This window comes from Novosphingobium sp. FKTRR1 (assembly GCF_020404405.1).
Lineage (GTDB): Bacteria > Pseudomonadota > Alphaproteobacteria > Sphingomonadales > Sphingomonadaceae > Novosphingobium.
Genome location: NZ_JAIZDA010000014.1, coordinates 81,062 through 92,401, shown reverse-complemented (window position 1 = coordinate 92,401; position 11,340 = coordinate 81,062). Strand labels below are relative to the sequence as shown.

General features: G+C 65.5%; 10 protein-coding genes. All 10 read left to right on the top strand.

Going from position 1 to position 11,340, the window contains the following annotated elements; all coding sequences use genetic code 11:
- The first annotated feature begins 71 nt into the window (after positions 1–71).
- The 10 genes from LDN95_RS14140 to LDN95_RS14095 are packed head-to-tail and all read left to right on the top strand — an operon-like array spanning position 72 to position 11,303.
- Complete coding sequence (locus LDN95_RS14140; protein WP_007406840.1) at positions 72–368, top strand: hypothetical protein; 297 nt, start codon at positions 72–74, stop codon at positions 366–368.
- Between the two features lie 60 nt (positions 369–428).
- Complete coding sequence (locus LDN95_RS14135) at positions 429–1,706, top strand: TolC family protein (RefSeq protein ID WP_004212875.1); 1,278 nt, start codon at positions 429–431, stop codon at positions 1,704–1,706.
- Positions 1,706–2,884 carry an efflux RND transporter periplasmic adaptor subunit gene (locus tag LDN95_RS14130; RefSeq protein ID WP_004212877.1) on the top strand — a complete coding sequence of 393 codons (1,179 nt, stop codon included), beginning with the start codon at positions 1,706–1,708 and terminating at the stop codon, positions 2,882–2,884. Before LDN95_RS14135 ends, LDN95_RS14130 begins: the two co-directional genes overlap by 1 nt.
- A 3-nt stretch (positions 2,885–2,887) precedes the next feature.
- A complete protein-coding gene (locus tag LDN95_RS14125; protein ID WP_039335367.1) occupies positions 2,888–6,133 on the top strand; it encodes an efflux RND transporter permease subunit in 3,246 nt (1,081 codons plus the stop codon).
- A 53-nt stretch (positions 6,134–6,186) separates the two neighbouring features.
- The gene (locus tag LDN95_RS14120) at positions 6,187–6,675 is read left to right on the top strand and encodes an SRPBCC domain-containing protein (RefSeq protein ID WP_004212879.1); all 489 of its coding nucleotides are present in this window, start codon (positions 6,187–6,189) and stop codon (positions 6,673–6,675) included.
- Complete coding sequence (locus LDN95_RS14115; RefSeq protein ID WP_004212880.1) at positions 6,672–7,049, top strand: hypothetical protein; 378 nt, start codon at positions 6,672–6,674, stop codon at positions 7,047–7,049. Before LDN95_RS14120 ends, LDN95_RS14115 begins: the two co-directional genes overlap by 4 nt.
- 47 nt (positions 7,050–7,096) lie before the next feature.
- Complete coding sequence (locus LDN95_RS14110) at positions 7,097–7,510, top strand: hypothetical protein (RefSeq protein WP_226018255.1); 414 nt, start codon at positions 7,097–7,099, stop codon at positions 7,508–7,510.
- Between the two features lie 3 nt (positions 7,511–7,513).
- Complete coding sequence (locus tag LDN95_RS14105; protein ID WP_004212882.1) at positions 7,514–8,200, top strand: ZIP family metal transporter; 687 nt, start codon at positions 7,514–7,516, stop codon at positions 8,198–8,200.
- Positions 8,197–8,805 carry a cation transporter gene (locus LDN95_RS14100; RefSeq protein ID WP_004212885.1) on the top strand — a complete coding sequence of 203 codons (609 nt, stop codon included), beginning with the start codon at positions 8,197–8,199 and terminating at the stop codon, positions 8,803–8,805. Before LDN95_RS14105 ends, LDN95_RS14100 begins: the two co-directional genes overlap by 4 nt.
- The gene (locus LDN95_RS14095) at positions 8,802–11,303 is read left to right on the top strand and encodes a heavy metal translocating P-type ATPase (RefSeq protein WP_004212886.1); all 2,502 of its coding nucleotides are present in this window, start codon (positions 8,802–8,804) and stop codon (positions 11,301–11,303) included. The genes LDN95_RS14100 and LDN95_RS14095 overlap by 4 nt, the downstream gene beginning before the upstream one ends.
- The last annotated feature ends 37 nt before the right edge of the window (positions 11,304–11,340 follow it).

The window sequence follows — 11,340 nt, the reverse complement described above, 5'->3', positions numbered from 1 at the left end:
CAATGACATGAAAACCCTTCCGTGATAGAGGCAAGCTAGTGCGAGCCTTTTTGCCTTTCCTGACATGCCTGATGCTGGTCCTGACCAGCTTCTCCGGCATGGCCCATGCCGCCGATCTGGCGGGGGGAAGCATCGCGGGCGTTGAGTTCACGGTCCATACCGCCGGTGACATCGATCAGGTGCCATCGGACTCGGACAAGAATGTCCCGCATCATCACAATTATTGTCACGGACACGACGTCGGCGCGCCTGCGCGCACGACGATGGAATATACCCCCGTCCTCACAGTGCCCAAGCCGACAATCTCCGCCTCTGCGTCGCTCGACGGCCGCACCGGCATGGTCCATTTGAGGCCCCCCCAAGCCTGACGTCCGATTTGGGCGTGCGTTGGCGCGCCCCTGTCGATCATCGTCAGGAGTCCTATTTTCATGAATCGTATCCTCGCGGCCATGCTGGCCGCAGCGTCTTGCGCCACGATGGCGCAGGCGCAGGTCGGACCGTCCGCGCCTGTTGCGCAGGATGCGCCGGTCTACACGCTTGACCAAGCGGTCAGTGCAGCGGGCGGTTCGGCCCCTGCTGCGGAAGCGGCGACAGCTGGAATCGACGCGGCCCGTGCAGGTCGCACAGTCGCCGGCTTGCGGCCCAATCCGGTGGTTCAAGGCCAAGTCGAGAATGTCATCGGCTCCGGGCCGTATCGGGGGGTCCGCAGCGCGGAAACCACGGTCGGCTTTGCGATCCCGATCGAGCTAGGCGGCAAGCGCGGCGCCCGCGTCGCGGTCGCCAATGCGCAATTGTCCCGGGCCGAGATCCAGGCCGCGATCATCGCGGCGGATGTCCGGCTTCAGGTAACGCAGCTCTATGTCGAAGCGGTCGCGGCCGATCGCCGGGTAATGACAGCCCGCGATCAGGCCCGGATCGCCAGCGATGCGCTGCGGGCCGCGAGCGTTCGCGTGCAGGCAGGGCGGGCATCGCCACTCGAGCAACAGCGCGCGGATGTCGCGCGTATCAATGCCGACGCCAATGTGGAGCGGCAGCTTCGCTTGGCCGAGGCGGCCCGCGCCAATCTGGCGCGTCGGATCGGACGGCCGATCGACGGCCTGCTCGATGACACGCTGCTCGATCGCCTTCCCGGTGTGAACGTCTATGGGCCGTTGGCACCGGTCAACACGACCGGCACACTCGCGCTGGCGGCAGCCAACGCGGATTTCTCCATTGCCGAAGCCGGCGTGCGGCTCGCGCGCGCCAATCGCGTGCCTGACCTGAACGTCGGGCCGTCGATCCGCCGCCTGGAAGCGACCAACGACATGGCGGCGGTGTTCAGCGTGTCGATCCCGATCCCGGTGTTCAACAATGGTCGCGCCGCGATTGCGCAGGCGACCGCGCAGCGGACCCAGGCGGATGCGCAGCGCCGCGTGACCGCGCTCGACATCGAACAGGCGATCACGGACGCGCAGGCGCAGGCGGCCAATGCCGCAACGACGGCTCGTGCGGCGTCGGGGCCGGCGCTGGCGGCTGCACAGGAGGCCGCCCGCATCGCGCGGATCGGCTATCGCGAGGGCAAGTTCGGCCAGCTCGAATTGCTCGATGCTGAACGCACGCTCGCCGAAACGCGGGTCGCCGCGATCGACGCGCTTGCCAATTACCAGAATGCCCGCGCGCAAGTGGAGCGACTGACCGCTCGTGCGCCCAATGGGGGGAATCAGTGATGAAGAGCTTTTATCTCGCGGGCGCGGCGTCGCTCGCCCTGCTCTTGGCTGCCTGCGGCGGCAAGGATGGCGGAAACGAGGCAACTGCCGAAGGCGCAGCTGCCAATGAGACGGCAGCGGGCACGGAAAAGGGCGGTGCTGAAGGCGGTCATGCCGGTGAAGGCGTCGTCACATTGGGTGCCGACCAGATCGCCACAGCGGGCGTCCAGGTCGGACGGCCGATCATCGGCGGGGCCGGGACGATCGAGCTGCCCGCGATCATCGAGGGCGACCCACAGGGAACGCAGGTCGTCTCGGCCGCAATTGCGGGACGCGTGGTCGCGCTCACCCGTAACCTCGGCCAATCGGTCGGACGCGGCCAGACCATTGCGGTCATCGAAAGCCGCGAGGCGGCGCAGATCAAGGGCGAGGTCGAGGCGGCGCGGGCGCGGCTTCAGCTCGCTAATTCGAACCTCGCGCGCGAACAGCGGCTGTTCGCGCAGAGAGTCTCCCCTGAACAGGATCTGATCGCCGCCCGCACAGCGGCGACGGAGGCGCGGATCGCCCTGACGCAGGCGCAGAGCATGGTTTCGGCGGCGGGTGTCGGCGGCGGCGGGCTCAACCGGCTCGGCATTGCCGCGCCGATCTCGGGCCAGATCATTGCGCGCCCCGTGACGCTGGGACAAACGGTCGCGGCGGATGCCGAACTCTATCGCATCGCCAACCTGAGCCAGGTGTCGATCGCGCTTAATCTCAAGCCCGAGGATGCGGGCCGGGTGCGTCCCGGCAATACGGTGCTGGTGAAGGCGGCAGGCCGTCAGGCGACCGCCCGCGTGACCTTCGTGTCGCCGGCGCTTGATCCGCAGACGCGGCTCGTGCCTGCGCTCGCCACCCTCGACAATCGCGGTGGCGAATGGCGGGTCGGCGAGCCTGTGACGGCAGCCGTGCAGCTCACGGGCAGCGGCGGGAGCGGGGCGGTCCGCGTGCCGACGACGGCGGTCCAGAGTTTCGAGGGCAAGTCGGTCGTGTTCGTGCGCACGCCCACCGGCTTCAAGGCGACCCCGGTCCAGCTCGGCGATGCGTCGGGCGACACGGTGATCGTCCGGTCGGGCCTGACCGGCAACGAACAGATCGCCACCACCGGAAGTTTCACGCTCAAGGCCGAGATCGGCAAGGGCGAAGCGAGCCACGAGGATTAAGCCATGATCGCCCGTATCGTAACCTGGGCGGTCGAGAAGCGCTGGCTAGTCCTGCTCCTCACCGTCATCGTCGCCGCCATCGGCGCCTTTTCCCTCTACCGGCTACCGATCGACGCGGTGCCGGACATCACCAACAATCAGGTCCAGATCAACGTCCGCGCGCCTGCCCTCTCGCCCGAGCTGGTCGAGAAGCAGGTGTCGTTTCCAATCGAAACCGCGCTCGCCGGCACCCCCGGCCTGGAATATACGCGCTCGTTGAGCCGCAACGGCTTCGCGCAGATCACGGCGGTCTTTTCGGACGCGACGGACATCTATTTCGCCCGCCAGCAGGTGGGCGAGCGTCTGCGGGGCGTGCAAGAGAATCTGCCCGACGGCGTGAACCCTGAAATGGGTCCGATCGCGACAGGCCTGGGCGAGGTGTACATGTACACCGTTCGTCTCGATCATCGCGAGGACGACAAGCACAAGCCCGGTGAACCGGGCCAACAGCCCGATGGCAGCTACATCACGCCAGAGGGCGAGCGACTGACGACCGAAGAGGACAAGGCGACCTACCTGCGCACCGCGCAGGACTGGATCGTGACGCCGCTTCTGAAGACCACACCGGGCCTCGCCGGTGTCGACTCGATTGGCGGTTACGCCAAGCAGTTCCTCGTCGTGCCCGACGTGCAGAAGCTGGCCTCGCTCGGCATCACGCTGACGGACCTGGGAAATGCGCTGGAGCGCAATAACACCAGCGTCGGCGGTGGCTTCGTCAATCGCAATGGCGAAGGTCTGGCTGTTCGCTCGGATGCGCTCGTTCGCAATGCCAGCGAGTTGGCCAGGACCGTGATCGCGACACGTAACGGCGTGCCGATCACGGTCGAACAAGTTGCGACTGTGAAGACGGGTCAGGCGATCCGCATGGGTTCGGCATCGGAGAACGGTACCGAAGTCGTCGTCGGCACGGCGATCATGCGGATCGGCGAGAACAGCCGCATCGTGTCGACCGCGGTCGCTGAGAAACTGAAGACGATCAACGCTTCGCTGCCTCCTGACGTCGTAATTCAGCCGGTGCTGAACCGCACCGAGCTGGTCAATTCGACGATCAAGACGGTCGCGAAAAACCTGTCCGAAGGCGCAGTGCTGGTCATCGTCGTGCTCTTCCTGCTGCTCGGCAACTTCCGTGCGGCCCTGATCGCGGCGTTGGTCATCCCGATCACCATGATGCTGACAGGCTTTGGTATGCTGCGCGCTGGGGTCTCGGCCAATCTGATGAGCCTTGGGGCTTTGGACTTCGGTCTGATCGTCGACGGCGCCGTCATCATCGTTGAAAACGCGCTGAGGCGGCTTGCCGAACAACAGCATCATGAAGGTCGCTTGCTGACCGTCAAGGAACGGCTTGCGACCGTGGCAGCCGCCGCTCGCGAGATGATCCGCCCCTCGGTTTACGGGCAGGCAATCATCATCCTCGTCTACGTACCGCTGCTCACGCTGACCGGCGTGGAGGGTAAAACGTTCGGACCGATGGCGCTGACCGTCATCATCGCGCTCGCCTTCGCCTTCATCCTCTCTCTCACCTTCGTGCCGGCGATGATTGCGATCTGGCTGTCGAAGAAGGTCGAGGAGAAGGACGGCCGCATCATCACGTGGCTGAAGAAGCGCTACGAACCCGGTCTCGACCGGGCCATGAAGCGCCCGACGCTGACGATCGGTGCGGGTGTGGGAAGCCTTGTGGTGGCGGCGCTTGCTTTCACTACGCTCGGCTCGGTGTTCCTGCCGCAGCTCGACGAAGGCGATTTGCTGATCCAGTCGCTCCGCATTCCGGCAACGTCGGTCCAGCAGAGCCAGGCGATGCAGGTGCCGATCGAGCGGATGATGTCGAAGCAGCCGGAGGTGCAATTCGTCTATTCCAAGACGGGCACCGCCGAGCTGGCGGCCGACCCGATGCCGCCGAACGCGACCGACATGTTCGTCATCCTGAAGCCGCGCAAGGATTGGCCGGATCCTGAGCTTCCCAAGGAGGAGCTGGTCAGCCGGATCGAGGGTAATCTCGCGAAGATTCCGGGAAATGCCTACGAGATCACCCAGCCCATCCAGATGCGCTTCAACGAGCTGATCGCCGGCGTGCGCGGCGACATCGCGGTGAAGGTGTTCGGGGACGACTTCAACCAGATGAACCGGACGGCCGAGCAAATCGCGGCGGTGCTGCGCAGAACGCAAGGCGCAGCGGACGTGAAGGTGGAGCAGACGACCGGTCTTCCCATGCTCGACATTCGTGTCAACCGCGACGCGATGGCGCGGTTGGGCGTTACGGCTCAGGATGTGCAGGACACCGTGACTGCGACGATCGGCGGGCGAACATCGGGCCAGATCTTCGAGGGCGACCGTCGCTTCCCCGTGGTGATCCGCCTGTCGGAGGCGCAGCGTGCCGACATCGGCCTGCTCCAACAGGTGCAGGTGCCGGTGGCAGGCGGCGGCTATGTACCGCTGTCCAGCGTCGCCGAGATCAAGGTGGTCGATGGTCCGAACCAGATCAGCCGCGAGAACGGCAAGCGGCGCGTGGTGGTGCAAGCCAACGTGCGTGGCCGCGACGTCGGATCCGTCGTGGCGGATGCGCAGGCGGCGATCGGCAGCCAACTCCGGCTGCCTGCCGGCACCTATCTCGAATGGGGCGGCCAGTTCGAGAACCTCCAATCGGCAAGCGAACGGCTGAAGCTGGTCATTCCGGCTTGCTTCATCTTGATCCTGCTGCTCCTCTACGGGGCGTTGGGATCGGTCCGCGACGCCGCGATCGTGTTCACCGGCGTGCCTTTCGCGCTGGTGGGCGGCGTCCTGTTGCTGTTCCTGCGGGGCATGGACTTCTCGATCTCGGCGGCAGTGGGCTTCATCGCCCTCTCGGGCATCGCGGTCCTCAACGGCCTCGTCATGGTCAGCTCGATCCAAGATCTGATCCGATCAGGGATGAGCCGCGAGGAAGCCGCGCATGTTGGCGCGATGCAGCGTCTGCGACCCGTCATCATGACCGCGCTAGTCGCCAGCCTCGGCTTCGTGCCGATGGCGCTGGGCGAAGGCGCCGGCGCAGAGGTTCAAAAGCCTTTGGCGACGGTCGTCATCGGCGGTCTGATCTCGGCGACGCTTCTTACGCTGTTCGTGCTGCCGACACTCTATGCCCGGTTCGGGCAGAAAGTGATCGAGAAACCCGAGCACTACAATGAGGAGCATGAAGGGGACGACCACGGTCAGACCTTCGTGAACAACTTGGCCTGATGGATGGGCGGGGCGATCCGCGATCGCCCCGCCCATCTCTGGGAGATGGGGATATGCCTCGCACCATAACCAGCTCGATGCTTCACGGCGGGCCACTGCGCATCTGGTCGGCACTCACCGATCCGGATCATCGCCGGGCGTGGAGTCCGCTCGTATTTCTCGATGATCCGTCCCGGCTCGGCGACACAGAATGCACCTTTGCGATCCAGGGCATCACCCGGCCAATTCGGACGCCAGCACGGATTGATCGATTCGATAAACCGCACGCCTTCGCTTGGTCCTGCGGCATCCCCTATCTGTTCACGCTCGAAGAGCGGTACGAGCTGGCGGGGGACGATGGCGGCACCAGGCTAACGCATAGCTGCACGCTGCGCGGGGCGCTCTCCCTGCCGTTCGCGGCGATGATGTTGCGCCGCCTGCGATCCCTGATGGTCGAATCTGACGATCGCCTCGCAACCTATCTCCGCTGGCGGGTAGGTCAGCCTGCCCGGGCTATCAATCGTCAGCGCGTCCCCTTCCGCTACAGGAGGAAGGCGCGATGATGATGCACTGTAAGCGGGTGCTGCCCGCCGTCATCCTCGTTGTCGGGCTCGCGGCGTGCTCGGAAAGAAAGCCGCCAGCCCCGCCAACGGAGCAGCAGATCCATTCGTCCGACAGCGCCGTGGCGACCGGGGAAATGGGGCGGCATAGATATCGCTGTTCCGACGGGGAACCGCTGTTCGTCGATTACAAGGACAACGGCCTGCAGATCGATTTGCGGCGCTCCAACGGGGGACCGCCGATGATGCTGACCGCGCCAGCGCAGGGCCTGCAATATGTCGGCGAAACAGCCACCGCGACCTTCAAGGGGTCGCAGCTCACCATCGTGGAAGGCGATGGCCGTACCCGGATCTGCGAGCGGGAAGGCACGCGATGAACTGCCCTGCCTTCGAACGCCACAGGGCGCTTCGTCGGAAGAGACCGATGTCTGACACGTCGATTTCAAATGTGACAACCTTGTGCGGCCTGAATCGGGCCGGTCTGGCGATCGCGCGCCTCGGCGTCGTTCTCGTCTCCGGGGCGGTTATAGGGGCGTGTAATCCAGCGGCGACCCAGCCTACCGAGCCGGCGCATGAAAAGCATCTGACGTCGAAACTAATCGCGCAGCGCATCATGTACTGCGACGACGGCACACGCGCCGATGTCGACTTCATCGATGACGGCTTGAAAATGGCCGTCACCTGGCTGCCGAAGGGCAGGACCGAGATCCTGCGCGCGCAGCGAACCGGTGACGAGTTTCGCGGCGACCATTCGCGGGCTGTCGTGGCGGGCGGATCGATCGCGTTCACGCGACGCGGGAAGATCCGCGTCTGCCACCGAACCCCGGAGGAGTCCTAGGAAATGCAGGCACTGCTCTATACGCTTGCGCCTGTGCTGGCGGTCGTGCTCGGCGCGATTGTCGCGAGCCGCACCAAGTTGAAACCTGGCCTCGTGGCGGGCCTACAGCATCTCGCTGCCGGCGTCGTGTTCGCGGCGGCAGCGACCGAAATCCTGCCGCAGGTCAAGCATGAGGCATCGCCCAGCGCGACGTTGATCGGCGGGGCGGCGGGCGTCGCGACCATGCTGGGGCTCAAGGCTCTTGAGGCCCGCTTCAAGGGGCCGATGGCGCTACTCGCCGCGATCGGCATCGACATTCTGGTCGACGGCCTGGTGCTCGGCCTCGCTTTCGTGGCGGGCGAGAAGGCAGGTCTCCTGCTGACGATCGCGCTCACTCTGGAAGTGTTATTTCTGGGACTGACGCTGACCGACGAGCTGGCGGAAACCTATCGCTCGCGCTTGCGCATCATCGTGATCGTCTCGGCATTGGCCCTGCTGCTGCCGATCGGCGCGCTCGCTGCCGTGCCGGTCGCCGCGCTGTCGCCGGTGATGATCGCCGGCTTCCTCAGCTTCGGGCTGATGGCGCTGCTCTACCTCGTCACGGAGGAGTTGCTGGTCGAGGCGCACGAGAAACCCGACACCCCGCTCATCAGCTCGATGTTTTTCGTCGGCTTCCTGGCCCTGCTGACACTTGAGGAGATGATGGGATGATCCCGGGCAACGACAACAATGGCGGGCAGGAGCGCCGCACACTGTGGATCGTCCTGCTGCTGAACGCGGCGATCGCTGCGGGCTTCTTCGTTTCCGGCTTCTTCGCGGACTCGAGCGCGCTGATCGCCAACGGCGTCGACAACCTGTCCGATACGGCTGTGTATGCGCTGAGCCTTGTGGCGCTCACCCGGGGCCAGACATGGAAGACACGCGCCGCGGTCGCTTCGGGCGTCATGCTGCTGATCTTCGCGGGCGGCATCTTGATCGATGTCGGACGGCGCTACGTGCAGGGCAGCGAGCCCATCGGACCTACCATGATGGTCATGTCCGCGATCGCCGGCGTCGTGAATTACCTCTGCCTGCGGCTGCTCCAGCGCCTCAAGGATCCGGACGTCAATCTCCGGGCCGCAACCACCTTCAGCTTCAACGACTTCATTTCCAACGGCGGCATCCTGATCGCCGGCGTGCTGGTGCTGTGGTTGGGTACCAATTGGCCGGACCTGCTGGTCGGCTTCGCCACCGCCATCATCGCCATCAAGGGCGGTGTCGAAATCCTGCGCGACGCGCGCGCCGAAACCAAGAAAAGCGAAAGGAGGTCGTCATGAACGACAAGCTCGAACTCGACATTCCAGTGTTGTTGCCGGACCTTCCTGACGCGGCCGATGCCTGCCTGGACCGTCTCGTATCAACCCTGTCAAAGCGCGAAGGTGTCGAGCGGGCGCATGTGATCTGTCTCGACGGCAACACGCCAGCGGCGCTGTGCATCCATTTCGATGCCGCCAAGCTGCCGCTGCCACGGTTGCGCGAAATGGTGCGCGCCGCAGGTGCCGAAATCACCGAGCGCTACGGCCATGCGATCTGGCAGGTGACGGGGATCAACCACGAACGTCGGGCGCGCACGGTCAGCGATGCGCTGTGCGCCTTGCCCGGCGTGGTCCAGGCAAGCGCCAGCACCAGCGGGTCTGTCCGGGTCGAATATGATCGCCGCGAAACCACCGAAGAGGAGGTGCGCGCTGCGCTTCGCAAGCTGAAGGTGAGGGTGGGCAAGCGGGTCGCTGCCGATGAACATGCCGGCCACGACCACGGCCCCGGGGGCCACGGCGCGGGCGAAGAGAAGCACGGCCCCGGCGATGGCCACGACCATAGCCACGCCGAATTTCTCGGCCCCAATACCGAGCTGATCTTCGCGCTCGCCTGTGGCGCGCTGCTGGGGATCGGCTACGCGATCGAGAGGCTGGTCGCTGGCGCGCCCGAATGGCTGCCGACCGCCTGCTATATCGCAGCCTATTTCTTCGGCGGATTCTTCACGCTGCGCGAGGCGATCGACAACCTCCGGATGAAGAAGTTCGAGATCGACACGCTGATGTTGGTCGCTGCGGCCGGCGCCGCTGCGCTGGGCGCATGGGCCGAAGGTGCGCTGCTGCTGTTCCTGTTCAGCCTCGGCCATGCGCTTGAGCATTATGCAATGGGCCGCGCCAAGAAGGCGATCGAGGCGCTGGCGAAGCTCGCGCCCGAAACCGCGACCGTGCGACGCGGCGGGCAGACCAGCGAAATCCCGGTCGAGCAGATGGTCGTCGGGGACATTGCCATCGTCCGCCCGAACGAGCGCCTGCCTGCCGACGGCTTCGTCATCAAGGGCACCAGCGCGATCAACCAGGCCCCGGTCACGGGTGAAAGCATCCCGGTCGACAAGGTGCCGGTCGCAGATGCCGCAGCGGCACGCGCCAAGCCCGATGCAGTCGACGCGGAAAGCCGGGTTTTTGCGGGTACGATCAACGGCGGCGGCGCGATCGAGATCGAGGTGACACGCCGTTCCAATGAAAGCGCGCTTGCCAAGGTCGTGAAGATGGTGAGCGAAGCGGAGACGCAGAAGTCGCCGACGCAGCGCTTCACCGACCGGTTCGAACGGATCTTCGTGCCCGCCGTCCTGGTCCTGTCAGTGCTCCTGCTGTTCGCATGGGTGGTCGTCGACGAGCCGTTCCGCGACAGCTTCTATCGCGCGATGGCGGTGCTGGTGGCGGCAAGCCCGTGCGCGCTCGCGATCGCAACGCCGAGCGCGGTCCTGTCGGGCGTTGCCCGTGCAGCGCGGGGCGGCGTGCTCGTGAAGGGCGGTGCACCGCTCGAAAACCTCGGGTCGCTCAAAGCGATCGCTTTCGACAAGACGGGCACGCTGACCGAAGGTCGTCCGCGCATCACTGATGTCGTGCCCGTCGATGGCGCCGATGAAGGCGAGTTGCTGGCGCTGGCTGTCGCCGTCGAAGCGTTGAGCGACCATCCCCTGGCCCAAGCGATCGTCAAGGACGGCCGCGAACGTCTGAACGATCGTGCCGTGCCGACTGCCGGCGACCTCAAGAGCCTGACCGGTCGGGGCGTCACCGCGAGCGTGGATGGCGAGACGGTGTGGATCGGCAAGGCCGAGATGTTCGGAAGTGAGGGCATTCCGGCGCTGGGGCAGGGCGCGCAGGACGCAATCGCGAAGCTGCGCGAGAACGGCCGCACGACAATGGTGGTCCGCAAGGGGGACCGCGACCTGGGCGCGATCGGCCTGATGGACACGCCTCGCGAAGCTGCCAAGACCGCGTTGCGTCGGCTGCACGAGATGGGCGTGTCGCGGATGATAATGATCTCCGGCGATCACCAGAAAGTCGCCGAAGCGATCGCCGACGAAGTCGGGATCGACGAAGCGTGGGGCGACCTCATGCCCGAAGACAAGGTTGCCGCGATCAAGAAGCTCGCCGGCGAAGACAAGGTCGCGATGGTGGGCGACGGCGTGAACGATGCGCCGGCGATGGCAAGCGCCACGGTCGGCATCGCGATGGGCGCGGCGGGGTCGGACGTTGCGCTGGAGACAGCCGACGTGGCGCTGATGGCCGACGATCTGGCGCACCTGCCATTCGCAGTCGGTCTTAGCCGCCATACCCGTGGAATCATCCGGCAGAACGTCTTCGTCAGCCTGGGTGTCGTCGCCTTCCTGGTGCCTGCTACCATCCTCGGCCTCGGCATTGGGCCAGCGGTGGCGGTTCATGAGGGATCGACGCTGCTCGTCGTCATCAATGCGCTCAGGCTGCTCGCCTACCGCGATCCGGCAGGGAAGGCGGCATGAAGTGGCTGATCGCCTTCGACCTCGACGGCACGCTTGC

Coding starts and splice junctions, on each gene's coding strand:
- LDN95_RS14140 (WP_007406840.1), top strand. CDS start 72: ATGCTGGTCCTGACCAGCTTCTCCGGCATGGCCCATGCCGCCGATCTG.
- LDN95_RS14135 (WP_004212875.1), top strand. CDS start 429: ATGAATCGTATCCTCGCGGCCATGCTGGCCGCAGCGTCTTGCGCCACG.
- LDN95_RS14130 (WP_004212877.1), top strand. CDS start 1,706: ATGAAGAGCTTTTATCTCGCGGGCGCGGCGTCGCTCGCCCTGCTCTTG.
- LDN95_RS14125 (WP_039335367.1), top strand. CDS start 2,888: ATGATCGCCCGTATCGTAACCTGGGCGGTCGAGAAGCGCTGGCTAGTC.
- LDN95_RS14120 (WP_004212879.1), top strand. CDS start 6,187: ATGCCTCGCACCATAACCAGCTCGATGCTTCACGGCGGGCCACTGCGC.
- LDN95_RS14115 (WP_004212880.1), top strand. CDS start 6,672: ATGATGATGCACTGTAAGCGGGTGCTGCCCGCCGTCATCCTCGTTGTC.
- LDN95_RS14110 (WP_226018255.1), top strand. CDS start 7,097: ATGTCTGACACGTCGATTTCAAATGTGACAACCTTGTGCGGCCTGAAT.
- LDN95_RS14105 (WP_004212882.1), top strand. CDS start 7,514: ATGCAGGCACTGCTCTATACGCTTGCGCCTGTGCTGGCGGTCGTGCTC.
- LDN95_RS14100 (WP_004212885.1), top strand. CDS start 8,197: ATGATCCCGGGCAACGACAACAATGGCGGGCAGGAGCGCCGCACACTG.
- LDN95_RS14095 (WP_004212886.1), top strand. CDS start 8,802: ATGAACGACAAGCTCGAACTCGACATTCCAGTGTTGTTGCCGGACCTT.